Annotated in this window: 18 protein-coding genes; 12 read left to right on the forward strand and 6 right to left on the reverse strand. The window is 45.4% G+C overall.

Features of this window, described 5'->3' with window-relative positions:
* Window positions 1-20: 20 nt before the first annotated feature.
* Window positions 21-938 carry a 1-phosphofructokinase gene (gene pfkB / locus MZO40_RS05430; protein WP_003638996.1) on the reverse strand — a complete coding sequence of 306 codons (918 nt, stop codon included), beginning with the start codon at window positions 936-938 and terminating at the stop codon, window positions 21-23.
* Window positions 935-1,690, reverse strand: a complete 756-nt coding sequence (locus MZO40_RS05435; protein WP_003638995.1) for a DeoR/GlpR family DNA-binding transcription regulator — start codon at window positions 1,688-1,690, stop codon at window positions 935-937. The genes pfkB and MZO40_RS05435 overlap by 4 nt, the downstream gene beginning before the upstream one ends.
* Before the next feature lie 248 nt (window positions 1,691-1,938).
* Here MZO40_RS05435 and obgE point away from each other — a divergent pair, with 248 nt between their 5' ends.
* Window positions 1,939-3,234, forward strand: coding sequence for a GTPase ObgE (obgE, locus tag MZO40_RS05440; RefSeq protein WP_050338464.1), 1,296 nt, complete (start codon window positions 1,939-1,941; stop codon window positions 3,232-3,234).
* A gap of 170 nt (window positions 3,235-3,404) precedes the next feature.
* On the opposite strand, the gene MZO40_RS05445 is transcribed toward obgE, so the two are convergent.
* A complete protein-coding gene (locus tag MZO40_RS05445; RefSeq protein ID WP_050338465.1) occupies window positions 3,405-3,689 on the reverse strand; it encodes a hypothetical protein in 285 nt (94 codons plus the stop codon).
* A gap of 1,410 nt (window positions 3,690-5,099) precedes the next feature.
* On the opposite strand from MZO40_RS05445, the gene rnz reads away from it, so the two are divergent.
* The 5 genes from rnz to MZO40_RS05470 are packed head-to-tail and all read left to right on the forward strand — an operon-like array spanning window position 5,100 to window position 10,093.
* Window positions 5,100-6,035: a ribonuclease Z gene (gene rnz / locus MZO40_RS05450; RefSeq protein WP_050338466.1), complete on the forward strand. Its 936-nt coding sequence runs from the start codon at window positions 5,100-5,102 to the stop codon at window positions 6,033-6,035.
* 8 nt (window positions 6,036-6,043) lie between these two features.
* A complete protein-coding gene (locus MZO40_RS05455; RefSeq protein WP_050338467.1) occupies window positions 6,044-6,835 on the forward strand; it encodes an SDR family oxidoreductase in 792 nt (263 codons plus the stop codon).
* Between the two features lie 12 nt (window positions 6,836-6,847).
* Window positions 6,848-7,198, forward strand: a complete 351-nt coding sequence (locus MZO40_RS05460; protein WP_050338468.1) for a lipopolysaccharide assembly LapA domain-containing protein — start codon at window positions 6,848-6,850, stop codon at window positions 7,196-7,198.
* Between the two features lie 21 nt (window positions 7,199-7,219).
* Entirely contained in the window at window positions 7,220-9,556 is a 2,337-nt protein-coding gene (gene recJ, locus MZO40_RS05465; protein ID WP_252133148.1) for a single-stranded-DNA-specific exonuclease RecJ, read from the forward strand.
* An 18-nt stretch (window positions 9,557-9,574) separates the two neighbouring features.
* Window positions 9,575-10,093: an adenine phosphoribosyltransferase gene (locus MZO40_RS05470; protein ID WP_003638988.1), complete on the forward strand. Its 519-nt coding sequence runs from the start codon at window positions 9,575-9,577 to the stop codon at window positions 10,091-10,093.
* A gap of 132 nt (window positions 10,094-10,225) precedes the next feature.
* Here MZO40_RS05470 and MZO40_RS05475 read toward each other — a convergent pair whose 3' ends face one another.
* A complete protein-coding gene (locus MZO40_RS05475; protein WP_050338470.1) occupies window positions 10,226-10,810 on the reverse strand; it encodes a helix-turn-helix domain-containing protein in 585 nt (194 codons plus the stop codon).
* 116 nt (window positions 10,811-10,926) lie between these two features.
* On the opposite strand from MZO40_RS05475, the gene MZO40_RS05480 reads away from it, so the two are divergent.
* On the forward strand, window positions 10,927-12,138 hold the full coding sequence (locus MZO40_RS05480) for an MFS transporter (protein WP_105960654.1): 1,212 nt from the start codon (window positions 10,927-10,929) through the stop codon (window positions 12,136-12,138).
* Between the two features lie 102 nt (window positions 12,139-12,240).
* Here the strand turns inward: MZO40_RS05480 and MZO40_RS05485 are convergent, their stop codons facing one another.
* A complete protein-coding gene (locus tag MZO40_RS05485; RefSeq protein WP_021337964.1) occupies window positions 12,241-12,588 on the reverse strand; it encodes a heavy metal-binding domain-containing protein in 348 nt (115 codons plus the stop codon).
* Window positions 12,589-12,950: 362 nt separating this feature from the next.
* Between MZO40_RS05485 and MZO40_RS05490 the strand changes: the two genes are divergently transcribed.
* From MZO40_RS05490 to MZO40_RS05500, 3 genes are all read left to right on the forward strand, one after another.
* Complete coding sequence (locus tag MZO40_RS05490; RefSeq protein ID WP_050338472.1) at window positions 12,951-13,160, forward strand: hypothetical protein; 210 nt, start codon at window positions 12,951-12,953, stop codon at window positions 13,158-13,160.
* Between the two features lie 1,210 nt (window positions 13,161-14,370).
* Entirely contained in the window at window positions 14,371-14,553 is a 183-nt protein-coding gene (locus tag MZO40_RS05495) for a hypothetical protein (protein WP_105960653.1), read from the forward strand.
* Between the two features lie 122 nt (window positions 14,554-14,675).
* Window positions 14,676-15,164, forward strand: coding sequence for a DUF2321 domain-containing protein (locus MZO40_RS05500; protein WP_252133149.1), 489 nt, complete (start codon window positions 14,676-14,678; stop codon window positions 15,162-15,164).
* Between the two features lie 127 nt (window positions 15,165-15,291).
* On the opposite strand, the gene MZO40_RS05505 is transcribed toward MZO40_RS05500, so the two are convergent.
* Window positions 15,292-15,498: an XRE family transcriptional regulator gene (locus MZO40_RS05505; RefSeq protein WP_122217891.1), complete on the reverse strand. Its 207-nt coding sequence runs from the start codon at window positions 15,496-15,498 to the stop codon at window positions 15,292-15,294.
* A gap of 314 nt (window positions 15,499-15,812) precedes the next feature.
* On the opposite strand from MZO40_RS05505, the gene MZO40_RS05510 reads away from it, so the two are divergent.
* Both MZO40_RS05510 and MZO40_RS05515 read left to right on the forward strand, forming a co-directional pair.
* On the forward strand, window positions 15,813-16,190 hold the full coding sequence (locus MZO40_RS05510; protein ID WP_101873336.1) for a helix-turn-helix domain-containing protein: 378 nt from the start codon (window positions 15,813-15,815) through the stop codon (window positions 16,188-16,190).
* Window positions 16,191-16,847: 657 nt separating this feature from the next.
* Window positions 16,848-17,528 carry a hypothetical protein gene (locus tag MZO40_RS05515; RefSeq protein WP_252133150.1) on the forward strand — a complete coding sequence of 227 codons (681 nt, stop codon included), beginning with the start codon at window positions 16,848-16,850 and terminating at the stop codon, window positions 17,526-17,528.
* Window positions 17,529-17,594: the final 66 nt, after the last annotated feature.

The raw sequence follows: 17,594 nt of genomic DNA on the forward strand, positions 1-17,594 counted from the left end.
TTAAGGTAACAGTCCTTTCATTAGTTAGCGAGTTGTTCGATGTGAATGAGTGGTAAAATTTCATCGATTTTGGCCCGGGTCGCAATGTCTTCTGAGAAAGCCGTTGCGGAACCACATGCGAGGCCGTAACGGAAACTTTCGACCGCATCGTGGGTTTTGGCAAACGTTCCGACGAAACCACCAATCATTGAATCACCAGCACCCACCGAGTTGATCACGTGGCCCTTAGGTGCGGGGCTAAAGTAGACCGCATCTTTTGTGATCAGGAGACCACCATCACCAGCCATTGAAATCAGCACGTGTTGCGCGCCTTCTGCCAGCATCCGTTGGCCAGCCGCAATAATATCAGCTTGGCTGTTAAACGTCGTGTGGTAATAATCAGCGAGTTCATGATTATTTGGTTTAACGACGAGTGGGTGACTTGGTAAGGTCTTCTTCAAGGCTTCACCAGTAGTGTCAATGACAAAGTTCGCACCAGCAGCTTCAACTTTTTGAATAATGTCATAGTAGAAGCTATCTGGTAAGCTCGGTGCCAAACTACCGGACATCACAACAACGTCATCTGGCGTTAAATGCGCTAATTCGGTATAGAAGGCATCGATTTCAGCGGCAGTAATGTCAGGACCAGCACCGTTTAATTCGGTTTCTTCTTCGGCGTGAATCTTGACATTGATTCTAGTGTCATCAGCAATCGGGGTAAAATGACAATCCAGACCCTTGGCCTTCAGCGCGTCACTGATAAAGGTTCCAGTAAAGCCACCGATAAAGCCGAGTGCTTTGTTAGGTTGGTCTAAGTCATTTAAAATCTGTGAAACATTGATTCCTTTACCACCAGGCAACTTGGCGGTGTGCGCTAAGCGATTAACGCTTCCGAGTGCCATGTGGGGCAGTTGAACCACGTAGTCAATCGATGGATTGACGGTAATGGTGTAAATCATGATTGAACCTCCTGAATCGTAGTTAATGGTTGGTACTGTTCGGCAACGCTCGGTGTCAGCTGGTCGGTGATGATCGTCGCACTGGACAAATCACCGACGCGCGCAAACGAGACGTGATCGAACTTAGTGTTGTCAGCTAAAATAAAGCTTTCTTCACTTTGCAAGATTGCGGTTTTTTTGACGACCGCTTCATCAGGGTCGGGCGTGGTGAGCCCGAACTTTGGGTGGACACCGTTGATTCCAAGGAAAACTTTGTTGAATCGGTATTCCTCCAACGATTTGACCGCTTCGGGACCAATCACGGCTTTGGTGGTGCCTTTCAAATTGCCACCAAGCAAGTAGGTCTGAATGCCCATGTCCGCTAAGGCGGAAGCGTGGACGACCCCGTTAGTCACAACACGCAGGTTATAACTTGGATTTAAATGGTGGATCATCGCCAGTGTTGATGTCCCGGCGTCCAAATAAATTACGTCATCAATCTGAATGTTGGCGACTGCTTGCTGCGCGATATGGTCCTTCGCGTTCACGTTGCGGGAGACCTTATCATTCATCGCGGGTTCCTCTTGGAGTGAGTTCATATACTTCGCACCCCCATGGACGCGGAGCAATTCGCCCTGTTCCTCTAATTGTTGCAGGTCTCGACGAGCGGTCGATTCCGAACAATTGGTTTCAGAACAGATGTCCTTGATTTTAATAATGCCCTTGAAGCGGATCGTATTTAAAATGTACTGTTGTCGTTCTTCTGTAAGCACTTTCAAATCCCTCCGCATAATAATATACCTGTTTAAGCATCAAAATGCAACAAAAACCTTCAAAAACTGTCAAAAAAATTCAAAAGCCGTCATCAAACCGTCATTTCGTCGTAAATTGGCGTCAACTGCCACCTTTAGGCGTGGAACTTTTGACGAAGCCGCCGAAGATTTGTATACTAGGTCAGGTATCTAATTTCGCACGATCAGATTTCGTAGATAATAATATAGAAGAAACGGGAGAAAAGAACATGTTTGTTGATCAAGTAAAAGTAGATGTAAAGGCCGGTAACGGTGGTAACGGCATGGTTGCTTTCCGCCGTGAAAAATTTGTGCCAAACGGGGGACCAGCTGGTGGTGACGGCGGCCGTGGTGGTAGCGTCATCTTGCAAGCTGACGAAGGGCTACGGACGTTGATGGATTTCCGTTATACGCGCAAGTTCAAGGCTGCCGCTGGTGGTAATGGGATGATTAAGCAAATGACGGGGCGTTCTGCCAAGGACACCATTATCAAAGTCCCACTCGGAACCACGGTGACGGATGCGGAGACCGGCGAGTTGATCGGTGATATCGTCGACAAAGACCAGCAATTAGTGGTCGCAAAAGGTGGCCGTGGTGGTCGGGGCAATATTCATTTTGCCAGTGCTAAGAACCCAGCGCCAGAAATCGCTGAAAATGGTGAACCAGGCGACGAATTAACCATTCGAATGGAATTGAAAGTACTGGCAGATGTTGGTCTCGTTGGGTTCCCATCAGTCGGAAAATCCACGTTACTTTCAGTCGTAACGAGTGCGAAGCCTAAGATTGCCGCTTACCACTTCACGACGTTGGTGCCTAACCTCGGCATGGTTCGTTTGGATGATGGACGTGACTTTGTCATGGCGGACTTGCCAGGACTGATCGAAGGCGCTGCTAACGGGGTCGGCTTAGGAATTCAGTTCCTGCGCCATATCGAACGGACTCGCGTTATTTTGCATTTGATTGATATGAGTGGGGTCGAGGAAAATGACCCGTTTGAAGATTATCACAAAATCAATCATGAGCTGACGAGTTATGATCCGGACTTACTCAAACGGCCACAAATCGTTGTCGCCACTAAGATGGATATGCCAGATGCCGCGGAGAACTTGGAAACCTTCAAGGCCAAGCTTGCGACTGACGACACGTTGCCAACAACACCCGCGATTTATCCGGTATCCGCGATCACACAACAGGGGTTGAAGGCGTTGCTTGCCAAAACGGCGGACTTATTAGACACGACGCCACAATTCCCAATCAAGGGTGTCGATGATCTTAAGCACCGCGATTACACGACAGAAACGGATGCTGACTTTACGGTTGATAATCCAGAACCAGGTCTGTTCGTGCTCTCAGGTGAAAAGCTCGAACGACTCTTCAAGATGACTAACTTAGATCACGAAGAAAGCTTGATGCGGTTTGCACGACAACTGCGTGGGATGGGCGTGGACGATGCGCTCCGAGCTGCTGGTGCTAAGAATGACGATACGATTCAAATTCTCGACTACTCATTCCAGTTTATGGATTAACATAGCAGAGATCAGGATTCGGTGGTATGCCTAATTACTGCAGTGCCATAATCTAGGCATACGCCAGCTGTGAGGGGTTGGAGAGAAATGCTTCTAGCCGGTTAATTCACATCAAAAAAGACACGATTATAGCATTCGGCTATAGTCGTGTCTTTTTGGTCTCAATTCGGTCATCCAAATAATAATCGTTGTTCACTCAAGCGGTAACCAAATAATCGTAACGGCTGTGGTTCCGTCTGAATATAAAGCTGGGCCTGACCATTGATTTGGCGAGTCCGCATATTGAACTGGTCCAACGTCAGCGGATGACCACTACTAGCCGCTACTAGGACTAATTGCTGGTGAACCAGACTGACGCTTTGAATTGGCTGGAGTTCATTTCGATTGACCTCCCAATAGAGGGGTAATGTTTGTTGTAAGTCGGCGGTCGACAGATTAAAATCGATCAGTCGCATGGTGATCACCTCACGTTTTGTGCATTCAATAGCAGTATACGATAGCACCGAGGGTTAATCAATCTCGACTGAGCGGTGTACTTAAATGCGAATGACGGAAACCGTGAAAACGGTCACATTTGGTCATGTTCGGCTGCAAACGGTCATGGTTGCCAGATTGGTATTGGTGAATTCGCCGATATCTGCTAACGCATTGCGCTTATTATAATTCAGCACTAAGTAGGATTAAAACGTGCCAATTCGTTGGTTTACTGTTCGTCAGCCAGTGCGCGTCCAATTCCGACTTCCGGGGCCGGCTGACAATTGCTGGAACGTAAGCCGACATCGATTTGAACTCACGCAGAAAATCACTGCGCAATTTCAAATACGAGTCTTCTTCTAAGCCGGAAGAAAGACACTTCCAGCTAAGAATAATTTGGCTACTGAGCATTGTCAGCCAGCCCCTCCAGTCGGGAAGCCGCTCGAATGGCTGATGAACGGCCGCCTATTTCGGTACGATTGACTACTGAATATTAGGAGACAGGTCCTTCAGACGAACTTCAAATCAACACCAATGATGACTTGTGACATCGAATTACTGAAAAAATAATCTAAATATTATGGACAGCTTTAATAGTAACTAGTCTTCAAGCTCGACGATCGCATTGAATTCATCTAGAAGTCAGGGCTTTGCTGTCTTAACCGACTGAAGAAAATTCTGATAAATTCAGTGAAGCACTGGTTCGAAGACTTAAAACATTGGAGGAAGTTTAGCTAGCATTGATACAAGCCTGACAGTTAGATGTCAAAATGACGGTTTACTGCGAACCAACGAATATTCCATCAAAAGTTGGGTCCGCCCATGTTCGCTTTTCGATTACTATCCCGGCTGGAAGGTATTCGGGGCAAGGCCCAGTCTGACTCGCGCACGTTTCATCCATATCGCAGTCACATGAAAGACCAGTATTTAAGCCGTGGGTTGTCGGCTTAAATCTGTGCCCACCACGTTCAGGCTATTGCCCAGAATGCCTGGAAGACGGCGTAGGGCGACGCCACGACGGCAAGTTTACGGTAACTCGCACTGTTTCCAGCGGTCTCAGCTGGCAGCTTTTGACCTAAGAATTGGCACGTTTCAGCCATAATTCATGACAGATCGACTGTTACAATGTATTTGCTTCTCCGAACACTAATCAAAAGGCAGCGGTTGCGGACGGATGACCCTAAATAACCACAATCATTTAAGGTGAAAGGTCGAAACCGAGTGCGATAATTTTGGTCTGTCATGTTAAAATAAACTGAACCCATTTTTAATGGCGGTTGGTGACGATTAACTTCAGTGACCAGCCGAGACTTTGCAGTGCTAACAATTGTTAATTGCCGTTAGATTCGGTAAAATAGTTAGCAGACTGTATAGATAGGACGAACAAAAATATGCAATTAGAATTTTTAGGTACCGGTGCCGGCTCACCGGGGAAATTCCGCAATGTGACCAGTACGGCGCTCCGGCTGTTGGATGAGCGCAATGAAGTCTGGTTATTCGATGTTGGTGAAGGCACTCAACATCAAATTTTACGGACGACGCTAAAACCCCGTAAAATTGCCAAAATCTTTATTACCCATTTACACGGTGACCACATCTTTGGATTGCCGGGACTATTGAGCTCGCGGTCGTTTCAAGGTGGCGATGAACCGCTGACGGTTTACGGCCCAGTCGGTGTCCGGGACTTTGTTCAAACGGCGCTCCGGGTCTCCGGAACCCATTTGTCATACCCACTTAAGTTTCACGAAATCACGAAGGCCGGGACCGTGTTTGAAGACGCGACGTTTAAGGTCAGCTGCGAACCGCTAGACCACCGAATTGCTTGTTTTGGTTATCGGGTGGAAGAAGCCGACCATCCGGGTGAACTGCAAGCGGACCGCTTAAAAGCACTCAATATTCCGAGTGGCCCCGTTTATGGTCAATTGAAAGCCGGTCAAACGGTAACTTTGCCTGATGGACGGACGATCAACGGGCAAGACTATATTGCGGCGCCACAAAAAGGGCGCATTGTCACCATTTTGGGCGATACGCGGCGAACACCACATGCCCTGAGTTTGGCACAAGATGCGGATGCATTAGTGCATGAAAGTACGTTTGGCAAGGACGAGGGCAAGTTAGCCCACAATTACTACCATTCGACCAGCACGCAAGCTGCCCAAGTTGCCAAACAAGCAGGCGTCAAACAATTGTTATTGACGCATATTTCAGCGCGGTATACTGGCAAATTGAGCAAAGAATTACAAAATCAAGCCCAGAAAGTTTTTAAGGCGTCGAAAGTAGTCCGTGACTTTGACGTGATCGAAATTCCACTTCCTAAGAAAGGTTAGGTGCGGATATGGCAGATTTAGCAGGTAAAACGGTGTTAGTAACGGGTGCTTCCAGCGGTCTCGGTGAACAATTAGCGTTGGCGGTTGCCGCTCAGGGCGCGAATGTCGTGCTCGCCGCGCGTCGTCGTGAACGGTTGACGCAAGTGGCTGACCAGTGTCGAATCTTGTCACAGCAACAAGCAATTGCGATCACCTGTGATGTCAGTCGCGTGACAGCCGTCGACCAAGTTTTTGCGACTATCGATGATTTGTTTGGTCGTCTTGATGTGGTCATTAATGCGGCTGGCTTTGGGGACATGACCAATGTGGTCGATATGGAAGCGGCCACCATGGAACGGATGTTGCGGGTCAATACCTTGGGGACGATGTACGTGAGCCAACTCGCTGCGAAGCGGATGGTTCAGCAACACGCCGGAGAAATCGTGAACGTGGCTTCGATGGCCGGTAAGATTGCGACGCCCAAGTCAGCGGTATACGCTGCTAGTAAGGCCGCAATTATCGCGTATGACAATGCTTTGCGATTGGAATTGAAAGCGGACCACGTGAACGTGTTGACGGTCAATCCGGGTCCCATCAAAACCGACTTTTTCAAAATTGCCGATCCAGATGGGGATTATATCGAACGTATGGACCGTTTAGCGCTTAATCCGGTCAAGTTTGCGGCATTGATCGTCAGTCGCATTGGCCGCGGACAGCGCGAGCTCAATCGGCCGTGGCTCATGTCGGTCGCTAATTTAGGTTATCAGGTCGCGCCGAAGCTGGGGGACTGGCTGACTGGCACGGTATTTAATTTTAAATAGGGGATGAGTGGAATGAAAAATCAATGGCGGTTAGTGAGTGCACTGGTGATCGCGTTAGTCGTGATTATCTTTGCCATTTTAAATGTGGAACCAGTTCGGATCAATTTTGGGGTGACAGCCGTTCACTGGCCATTAATTCTGGTCATTGTGATTACGCTGATTTTGGGCGTTGTTACGGCAGTTTTGATGGCGACGGTCAATGAATCAAAGGAACGGTCGGCACATGCCGAAGAACTTGCAGCAGCTCAAGCAAAGATTGAAAAGTTGACGGCAGAAAATAAACAATTGACGTTACGGCTCAATAATAAAGGAAAACAAAAACGGTCGGTGCCAGAACAACCAACCACGACAACCGACAAGTAAGCTTTTGAAAGGAAGGATGCCATGTTAGCGGCAAAGAAAAAATGGGTATCACGCGAGACGACGGCCGTTTCTGAAACGGCCGTCAATGCGTTATCGCAGGCTGCGGAGGTGTCACCATTAGTTGCACGTTTGTTGATCACGCGCGGCATTGACACACCCGAAGCGGCGGAACCATTTTTACATGCAGATCAGCAGCCCTTCTTGGACCCGACGACGATGCATGATATGGAAAAGGCGGTCGAACGGATTCAAGCAGCGGTGATTGCCGGTGATCAAATTACGATCTATGGTGATTACGATGCCGATGGGTTGACCAGCACGGCCATCATGTATGAAACGTTGGACCAAATTGGCGCCAATGTGAACTACTACATTCCGGACCGCTTTAAAGACGGTTACGGGCCGAACCAGGCGGCGTTTGACCGTTTGATTGCAAAGGGCACCCAACTGTTTGTGACGGTTGATAACGGCGTCGCTGGCAACGCGGTCATTGATCAGGTTCAAGCGCAAGGCGTGGACGTCGTCGTGACTGATCATCATGAACTGCCCGCTGAATTGCCGCATGCCTATGCAATCGTGCATCCTCGTCATCCAGAAGGTCATTATTCGTTTAGCGGACTTTCCGGTGCCGGTGTTGCTTTTAAAGTCGCCACGGCCTTGATTGAAGAGGTGCCCGAAGAACTCTTGGACCTCGCTGCGATTGGAACCGTCGCTGATTTGGTTAGCCTGACTGGCGAAAATCGGACCATCGTGACGCTGGGCCTTAAGGTGCTCCAACAGACGACGCGCCCCGGGTTGGCCGCTTTGATTCAAGAAGCCGGTTTACAACCTGACAAGTTAACTGAAACGAGTATTGGCTTTGGCATCGCACCACGGTTGAATGCGCTCGGACGGTTGCAATCTGCACAGAGCGGCGTCGAATTATTGACCACGCTAGATGAAGAGCGGGCGACCGCATTGGCTAAGCAGGTCAATCAATTGAATGAGAAACGGCAAGGGTTGGTCAAAACGATCAGTGCCAGCGCCATTGAACAAGCACAATCAGCTGAGAATCAGGGCCGGCAGACACTGGTGATTACCGGTAAAGGCTGGCATGAGGGTGTGTTAGGAATCGTTGCTAGTCACGTCGTTGAAACGACTGGCAAACCAACTCTCGTTTTGAATGAAGACGCGGATGGCCGCTTGAAAGGTAGTGGTCGTAGTGTAGAAGCCTATAATTTGTTTGCGGCGATCGACCCAGTTCGTGATGCGTTGGTCGCCTTTGGTGGTCATCACATGGCGGTCGGGCTGACGGTCATGGCAGATCAGTTGGAAACGCTGAAGACTGCCATGGAAGACGCGGCCGTCCAGCAACAATTAGCGGATAATGCGCAGGTCAAGTTAGCAATTGACGGAACCTTGTCAGTGGCGGATGCGACGCTAGACACGTTGGCAGACATTCAATCCTTGGCCCCGTTTGGCACTGATAATCCGGCTCCCTTGTTCAAACTAGTGCCGACCACGATTCCACAAGCGCGAGCGATTGGGAGTGACCAGCAGCACTTGAAGCTGCAACTGGGTGATGGTGATACGACCGTGGATGCGATTGGCTTTTCGATGGGTGACGCTTTACCAGCGATTCAGGCGAGTCCCACGGATGTCACGTTAGTCGGTGCACTCAGCGAAAATACGTGGAATGGGCAGACCAAGCCGCAGATTATGATTAAAGACGTTGCTGTGACGGGAACGCAAGTCATTGATGCGCGTACCCAACATTTATCGGCGCATTTATTCCAGGCACCGGGAACCTACTTATTCTTCCATCGGCGTATTATGAAACAGGTCGAACAATACATGGGGGCGCAAGCCAAGGCCGTCTGGGTCGGGGAAGAAGATGTTGACCTCGCTACGGTAACGGCCGGGCAAGCGGTCTTCATCGTTGATTGCCCCGATACATTGCCTGATATGACGCAGGTCTTGTCATCAATCGCCCTTGATCAAGTGACGCTGTACTTGTATCGGCGTGACTCGGTCTACATGAGCGGGATGCCGAATCGTGAGCAGTTTGCGAAGTTGTTCCAGTTCACCGCGGCACACCATGATGTCGACATTCATCATCAATTGACGCAGGTCGCTAAACATTTACACCTTGAGCGAAATTTGCTTATTTTTATGATACAGGTGTTTTTTGAGGTCGGATTTGTTAAAATAAATGATGGTGTCATGAATGGCGTTTCGAATCCGTCCAGAGCGGATTTACATCACGCCCCTAGTTATCAGCTACGCGAGCAGCAAATCGTTGCTGAAGAAACGCTTTTATATAGTAAATCCGCAGCGCTCCAAGTATGGGTGAAGAACCAGGCTGCGGTTAAGAATTGAAGGAGCTGTTAAGAACAAATGGCATTAGATTTAACAAAGTATGTGGCTAGTATTCCGGATTATCCAGAACCTGGCATTATCTTTCGGGATATTTCACCATTGATGGCTGACGGCGCTGCTTACCGAGAAGCGACTGACCAAATCGTTCAGTTTGCACGTGACAAGCACGTTGATATGATCGTCGGTCCCGAAGCACGGGGCTTTATTGTTGGCTGTCCAGTCGCTTATGAGCTAGGGGTCGGATTTGCGCCAGCCCGTAAGAAGGGTAAGTTGCCACGCGCAACGGTCAAGGCAACCTACGATTTGGAATATGGGCAATCCGCATTGTACCTGCATAAAGATGCAATCAAGCCTGGTCAAAACGTGCTGGTCACGGATGACTTGTTGGCTACGGGTGGTACGATTTCTGCCACGATTCAAATGGTTGAAGAATTAGGTGGCAATGTGGTCGGAACGGCCTTTTTGGTTGAACTGAAAGACTTGCATGGCCGCGATAAAATTAAAGATTATGACATGTTGAGCTTGATGCAATTTTAAAGCCAAGATGTAAAAAGCTCCGGATGACGATATATTAGTCATCCGGGGCTTTTTGTTTGCACTTAGTTGAATTATTGATATTTCGTGAACTTTACCAACTGATCAAAACAACGTAATCGTACAGTGCACACGCTATTCCCACTTTTCAATTAATATTTTCGCCTGATGCTTGTCCTTGGAGTTGGGATCCGGGTCATTCTTTTCAGCATTACCAAGCAATTTAATAATATCTAACCGTAATTGGTGTTCACCAGCAGCGGACAAGTTTAAGGTCGCGTTGCTGAAGAAAACGGATGCTTCGTCAGGTTGCTTATCAGCCATCTCTTCTCTGAAAGTTTCACTAAAGTCATGGTTGAGTAGCATAATCCATTGTAAAACCTCCTGGATGTGAGTATGCGTCCAAGTGCCAGAAATGTTAGTCATATCTGTGTCGAGCGCATCCAGATCCGTTTGAAACCGCGGCGTTTCATTGGAAAGGTGGGCGCTAGAATAATAGTTTTCGGTCAGATTTTTGACTTGAACCTGATTAACGATGGTTAATAAGTCGGCATCCTGCATCTTGTTGATGGTGTAGTACAACTGGTTATTAGGAATTTTAGTTTGGGCTGAAATTTGCTTGGTTGTTAAGCCATCCTCTGATTTCGTGGCCTTCAAAATCGCGGAAACTTTTGGATCTGCCATCAACTTTGCAAACTGTGCCAGTGTGTTTTTGGGCATGTTTTTCACCTCAATCCTAGCTTAACCATTTGACAAATAGAAATCAAACGATTAAAGTTTATTTATCATTTAAAATAATTTAAACGATAAATAATATTAGATTGGGGAGTGGCATTATGAAAAATCTAGCTCGTAACCGCGCGTTCGTCACACTTACAGCAGCCGATTTGTTTGAAACTATTGGGACTGGTTTATTCAACATTATTTTATTAACGTACGCGCGCACCTTTGCGCAAGCCAGTTTGATGGTTTCAATCGTTTCGGTGGCTACCGTCCTGCCCGGAATCTTTAGTATCATGACCGGCCGCTTGGCAGATTCGCAGCCCAATAAACGAGGCTGGCTAGCGGGATTGAAATTTGTTCAGGCAGGCCTATATCTCGTATTGGCGCAACTCATTACCGGTAAACAGGTTGGGCTCCTACTGATTATTATTGTGATTAATTTGTGTTCAGACGTGTTTGGCATGTTTAGTGGCAGCTTACGAATGCCGTTACTACAAGCCAAAGTCGCATCTGAGCAACAAGAGGAAGCCATCGGAATCAACCAAGGTATCGGCGTCCTAATGCAGACGATGGGGCAGGCACTGGGGGTCAGCATCTTGGCTGCGACGGGGAATTATCAGGTCGCTGGATATTTGAACGCGCTCACGTTCTTGATTGCGGGCATCGTGCTACTGTCCGGCTATGGGACGCTAAAACTGCCGACAATTGCGGAAGCCGCAACCCCGTCATTTCGCCAACTGCTCCAACAAGTACGACGGGTAATGGAATCGGGGACACACATGAACGTGTTGGCGTTATTGGGGAGCCTCTCGTTATTGAATGCGGTCGGCGCAAGTGTAGACGCCTTGTTGAATTTGTACTTGATCCACCGCGCGGACTATTTACCACTTTCGTTTGGAGTGGCGGTCTTAGTGATGAATACCGCAACTGTGATAGGCAATATTGTTGGGAATTTGTTACATACAGGTTGGTTTCAGAAATGGTCGTTTCGCAGTGTCATGTTAACAACTATGATCATGTTTGCGGGCTTGTTTATCAATTTGCTCAGTTGGCAGAATTATTGGTTGGTAGTGGCAATTATGGCGATTGGTGGATTTTGCATGGGACAAGCAAATCCTAAATTGATGGCAAGTTTGCTAAAAGTTGCTGATGGAAGTATCGTGGGTAGTTTGAGCGGCATTATTAATTCTTTGGTCACCATTTCGATGCCAATTGGTAGCGTTGGCCTAGTACTGCTGGATAATGTTGTCAGCCCAGCAGCGGCGTATGTCACTGGCATAGGCATGCTGCTAGTTAGCGGTGGGTGCTTGTTTATCCGACGTTGATAATGGAAAAGTGCCGTAATTGTATGACGCAAATAATTGATATGAGAAGAAAACGGTTTGCAAGAATAAACCTGCAAGCCGTTTCTGTCGTTTTAAATGAGATTATGCATTTGTGTCGGTTGAGTCCGTATTAATAAAACGGACCGCAGTACCATACGCGGCGACCGATTGCATGTCCTGACTAATGGAGCCAGTATCAAAGCGCATCATCACCACGGCGTCAGCGCCCATCGCACTGGCATTATCGCGCAACCGATTTACTGCCACGTCGCGTGATTCTTCGAGCATCTTGGTGTAATCCTTGATTTCGCCACCAACGAGTCCTTTTAAGCCCGCCCCGATGTTACGCACCAAGTTTTTAGATTGAGTGGTTAAGCCAAATACTTCCCCCAAAACTTCGTAGGGGTGCCCCGGAATGTTTTCCGTTGTCGTCACTAATAGTTGTGTCATTGACGGAACCTCCTTTTAGAATTGTTTTCATCATAGCATAGCGCGGTTGCCAAAAGCGAGTGTTTTGGATGGGCGAGCGGTTAGATGTACTCGAAACCAAGCAAGGGATTTTCGGTCTAAAGCTTGTAAGTCGATTGATTAAGACGGTTCAGTCGCGGGTTCCGCACGTCACCGGCATGACTTTTCAGCATCGAGAGAAACTATCGCTACTTAACAAACACAACAGTGTATTTTTCGCCTGCAATATACAGCAACATAGCGTTAATTCACTTGTGTTGTCATGAGGCCTGCCTATAATTAGCGTTATTCAAACGAGCTTTAGTTTGAATCATCACTGATACGGAGACGAGGGGGAGTGCATCATGAAGTTACGTCGACCAGTTCGGTTCTATCGCTCATTTTGGTTTTGGCTAAGTGCAGTTTTTCTGTGGGTGTCGGTGGCGGGATTTCCTAAGACGCTAGTCACAGTTGGGGATGTGTTATGCTACGGTATTTTGTTCGTGTTATCCTGTGCCGGCTTAGTGTTGTCGTTCTTTGTGTTTGGGAAGGCGGCGCTGGAGCAGAAGGATTGATTAACGGGAGTGGGCTATTAGTGAGTTGGGGGAATGTTTACAGTACTTGGAATTAAGATGTTGAAGGTTTTCATAGTTGCCCTAAAATGCATCATTGGGATATACAAAAATAAATCCTCGCACTAATTCGACCTAACAAGTGCGAGGATTTTTGAATTTTTGAGGTGCGTATGAGCATTTATCCATGAGCTTTTGAAAATTTATAACTTCCCCAACAGGTGGCTATCGGCATCTTGACGTAATTGTTTGCCACTGTTATCATCGTCCGCTGAATCCTCTTGCTGGTCACAGGACATGCGACATTTATAGATCAACAGCGGACGTTATTTGAAAAATCTTATTAGTGCTTGTGCGGTTGTGACGATTTCGTATGCTAGAAGAAGCAGCATTACTACGACAACCGATTTTTGCCAGATATTACATTTACTCCAATTTTTCATGATTGTCCCCCCATTTGTACTGGCTTTTGCCTAATTCCAGGTGCTTTCCAGAAACGTGTCACCTTCGTTAAATTATACCGATATGTTGCGAGGCGTGCCATTAAAAGATGAGTTCAATTTTGGTGTCTTTCAGTGATAAAGCAGGAAGAAGGAATTAATTTTGGATTCAATATATGGGGAGAATATGAAAGGCCGACTTCCAAAAATTATATTTGTAGATGACAATATGTTTGAAGTGAGAGAACCAAACTTCGATTTTATGATAGCAGAAAGGTAATGCTGGGGAATCCATGAAATTTATGCTGAGCTCAGTGCATCGCGCAAAATGTCCTTCTCTTGTTGCGACAGGTCTCAGCATTTTTAATATGTGAGTCCAACAATTGTGCAAGGGCCATCTGAGGAGTTTGGTACAATCAGCAGCAACGTGGACGATTAATTGGCATGAAAGCTAATTACCATTACAATCAAACAAAGTTTAATGAGTAAAACTGCGCTATACTAAGAAATACAAACTTATTGTCGCGTTGGATAAGTGAGCTTGTAAGATTTATCGAATCATTGATGAATGAGTATTGAGCATGTCTGCAACGGATGTAGCCGTAAAACACCCCCTCAATACTCAAAAGTGATCCAGGACACGGTAAGCATTATCAACAAAACATTATTGTTTATGATAAGGATATTCGATCAACCCACCAACATGTTAGTGGCGTGGACTGATAATCATGGCTCAACGCGGATGACCACTATATTTGTTGAGGAGGCTAAGCATGGAGATTAAAGAATTTGATGATGTTGTATTAAAGGATGGTCGTACGGCTGGAATTGTTGAAGTTCTCGATAGTACACATTTTTTAGCCGATGTTGGAGATGGACCAAGTAATTGGGAAAATATTGCGATTGAATTGAAAGATATTGCATGGGTTTATAATCGTCCAAACAATTCTAAATAGACTATTGGTGAATGTGTGATAGTCTTTTATTATGCTATTTTTTCAGTCATCTAACTTTCCTTCGTTCTTATGAGCGAATAATGTATAATTTAATTAACCCAATACAATCGAGGTGAAAAATCATGAGTACTCAACATGCACAATCTGTATGCTTGAACGGCCATCAAGTAGGATCATCTTTAATCTGGGGAACTGATGCTAATGGTTTTTGTGAGAAATGTGGTGCAAAAGTCATTAGCAAATGTCCAAATTGTGATTATCCAATTGCTGGATATTATGATGCAAGCGGAGATGGAATCATATCTTTATCAACTGGTCCAGTACCAATCCCTAAATATTGTAAAAACTGTGGCAAACCTTACCCCTGGACTGAATCGGCCGTCAAGTCAGCACAGGACTTAATTAGTTACTCCGAGTTAAGTAGTGATGAAGTTAAGGATTTTCAAGGATCTATTCCTGACTTGCTGTCCGATACCCCTAAAACAAAATTAGCTAGCACTAAATTTAAGATTTATGCAGCTAAAGCCGGTACAGTAGTTGCTCAGGGACTACGTGATATCCTTGTTGACATCGCATCTGAAGCAGTCAAAAAATCTATCTGGGAAGTTTAGTACCACACTGCTCACAATAATTACCTGGATGCGTGTAACTCCTACAATTAGGGCATTTCACGTATCCATTTTTCTTTAGAAACAGATTTGTTAACCATCGCGGTAATCTCATCTATTTACCTCCTAACTAATCGTTGTCGTTCGGTCGAATTTTAAAAGTCTCAATAATTTTCAAAACTAGCTCGTTTGCTGCTGCTGACTTCTTGGTACCGGCAAGTACCTGTGTCATGTACATCTTTCCGACTCCAAACGTGGTGGCCAAACTTGTGATACTAATGTTGCGATCGTCAATGTACTTCTTGGTTAATTCGCGACCTGCTAATGTTGTTGGCATTAAACTCATCTCCTTCTAGCTATAAATATGTAAGCCAGTTCAATAACCATCTCAAAATAGTTTTAATAATTGTTGATCATTTTACGCAAATGTTTTAATATTAAGGCATAGCTAAATAAGCCTATATAAAGCCATTGATAAACAATAAAACGTTGGGGAACGTCGAATACTTGTTAAATCAATACTTTTTAATATTGCGTGTTTGGTTATTCAATTAGCTTACTAAATTAATATTAAAACATTTGCATAATTGTGCCAAACTATTTTATGCATTTGTTTTAAATACTATTTTTGAGAATGTGAGGATTGCTGTTATGACACTGTTTGAGCGAATAAAATTTCTTGCAAAAAAACAGGGAAAATCTGTTAATGATGTGGAATCGGAACTAGGATATTCGAAGAATACACTGTATCGTTTGAAGAAAACCAATCCTAGTGCCAAAAAGTTGGAAGAGATTGCAGATTATTTCGATGTCTCAACCGATTATTTGCTTGGCCGGGAGACTACAGCTCCATCATGGGCAACTGAGAACGATAAAATCGACCTTGACGAGTGGCTTAAGTCAAATGTCCCAATGGGTTTCCAAGGCATGGATATGAACGAGGAAACTAAAATCAAGGTACGGGCTTTCCTGGAAGGCGTGTTCTGGGGGGATAAACAAAAGCATCGGAATAATGATAATAAAAAGTAGGTGTTGTTGATGAGTAGTTACAAATTGTATCTACAGGTTCATCAACTTGCCGAAGAAATCGGAACTTTCGACCCTTTTATGATCGCGGACAGCCTAGGATACCACGTTGAATACGCAAACCTTGGCGACTTAGAAGGAATATGTACCACTGCCTAGAGTGGCGATGTGTACATCGGTATATCAGATGAGCTACGGGAGACACAAGGCAAGTATGCAGTGATGGCACACGAGTTAAAGCATGGCATTGACCATACTTCTTGCGCTGCACTTTATACTATTGGGAATCATTGGGAAGGCAATGGAACGCGAAGCTAATCTGTTCGCTTGTAGCGAACTTACCGCCCTATATAAAGAACAATATGGCGCCTGCCGATTTTAATGCCATTCAAATGGCGTATGGCTTGCCTGATGAGTTTTACGAATTAATGTTTTAATTTGTGAGGTGACTAAAGTGGAATTAGAAGAATACCATGATAGCAAAGACCTGGTATATCAAGGCAACGTACTGACTCAGCAAGATCAACGAACAATTGCCGAATTCTTTGAGCGAATAGCTAACCAAAACAAATAAAAAACGTCTCACTGCCGTTAACAGTAAGACGTGATAACCAATGATATTGATATACAAATATTATTATATCATTGGAGGACATGTAAATGAACTTGAAAAAGGCTGTGACGTTCGGGGCCATGTTGACAATCGGAATGGTTATGTCTGGATGTGGAAAAAGTCTATCTGCAGAGTCGCATGACTCACATAATGGGTTTACCATTCCTGTAACTGGAAAAAGTAGTGAGTCTGCCATCTATTGGAATACAGATGCCGATGGTACAAGCAAAGTAAAAACCAAAAATGGAAAGTTCTCATTTGAAATCCCTAGCAAAGCTCATAAATTTACAATTGATATCTCTAATAATAAAGATATGAGTGACGCAAAAACTATTGACTTTAAAGGCGAAACTGCCATCGCAGAATATTCAACTTTCTATGATGCTTATGATTTTCACGACGGCAACAGTATCAATTTTTTGCCAACTGCACCATTAGCTGATAAAAATTATGCTGATGACACCAAAAACAATGCTTTTTCAATCCATACAGATGATGGCAAACTGTTGGGGTTGAACGTCTATACTCAATACGATTATTCTTGGTTCAACGAGATTGTGTATGTCATTGGAGATAGTTTGAACGCAGATACCGCCATACTAGAAGCTGGTGTCAAATCTGCTTCTGAAAAGCCAAATCAATATATCACAAAAAAGTCAGGTAAAATAAATTATACCTTTGTTATCAACACCAAAAAGGATACCTATCAAATGTTTGTACACAGCTAGTAAATTAAAATAAAAAGAACCATACCCTCCAACCGACCAAAGTTTGGGATATGGCTCAACCTGAAT

Origin of the sequence: Lactiplantibacillus sp. B652, from assembly GCF_023806745.1 — a bacterium.
GTDB lineage: Bacteria > Bacillota > Bacilli > Lactobacillales > Lactobacillaceae > Lactiplantibacillus > Lactiplantibacillus pentosus.

Excerpts from the sequence above, each read along its gene's own strand:
- MZO40_RS05460 (WP_050338468.1), top strand. The coding sequence starts at position 6,848 with ATGAAAAATCAATGGCGGTTAGTGAGTGCACTGGTGATCGCGTTAGTC.
- MZO40_RS05500 (WP_252133149.1), top strand. The coding sequence starts at position 14,676 with ATGAGTACTCAACATGCACAATCTGTATGCTTGAACGGCCATCAAGTA.
- MZO40_RS05485 (WP_021337964.1), bottom strand. The coding sequence starts at position 12,588 with ATGACACAACTATTAGTGACGACAACGGAAAACATTCCGGGGCACCCC.
- MZO40_RS05475 (WP_050338470.1), bottom strand. The coding sequence starts at position 10,810 with ATGCCCAAAAACACACTGGCACAGTTTGCAAAGTTGATGGCAGATCCA.
- MZO40_RS05510 (WP_101873336.1), top strand. The coding sequence starts at position 15,813 with ATGACACTGTTTGAGCGAATAAAATTTCTTGCAAAAAAACAGGGAAAA.
- MZO40_RS05445 (WP_050338465.1), bottom strand. The coding sequence starts at position 3,689 with ATGCGACTGATCGATTTTAATCTGTCGACCGCCGACTTACAACAAACA.
- MZO40_RS05515 (WP_252133150.1), top strand. The coding sequence starts at position 16,848 with ATGAACTTGAAAAAGGCTGTGACGTTCGGGGCCATGTTGACAATCGGA.
- MZO40_RS05455 (WP_050338467.1), top strand. The coding sequence starts at position 6,044 with ATGGCAGATTTAGCAGGTAAAACGGTGTTAGTAACGGGTGCTTCCAGC.
- MZO40_RS05490 (WP_050338472.1), top strand. The coding sequence starts at position 12,951 with ATGAAGTTACGTCGACCAGTTCGGTTCTATCGCTCATTTTGGTTTTGG.
- MZO40_RS05495 (WP_105960653.1), top strand. The coding sequence starts at position 14,371 with ATGGAGATTAAAGAATTTGATGATGTTGTATTAAAGGATGGTCGTACG.
- pfkB (WP_003638996.1), bottom strand. The coding sequence starts at position 938 with ATGATTTACACCATTACCGTCAATCCATCGATTGACTACGTGGTTCAA.
- recJ (WP_252133148.1), top strand. The coding sequence starts at position 7,220 with ATGTTAGCGGCAAAGAAAAAATGGGTATCACGCGAGACGACGGCCGTT.
- MZO40_RS05470 (WP_003638988.1), top strand. The coding sequence starts at position 9,575 with ATGGCATTAGATTTAACAAAGTATGTGGCTAGTATTCCGGATTATCCA.
- rnz (WP_050338466.1), top strand. The coding sequence starts at position 5,100 with ATGCAATTAGAATTTTTAGGTACCGGTGCCGGCTCACCGGGGAAATTC.
- MZO40_RS05480 (WP_105960654.1), top strand. The coding sequence starts at position 10,927 with ATGAAAAATCTAGCTCGTAACCGCGCGTTCGTCACACTTACAGCAGCC.
- MZO40_RS05505 (WP_122217891.1), bottom strand. The coding sequence starts at position 15,498 with ATGCCAACAACATTAGCAGGTCGCGAATTAACCAAGAAGTACATTGAC.
- obgE (WP_050338464.1), top strand. The coding sequence starts at position 1,939 with ATGTTTGTTGATCAAGTAAAAGTAGATGTAAAGGCCGGTAACGGTGGT.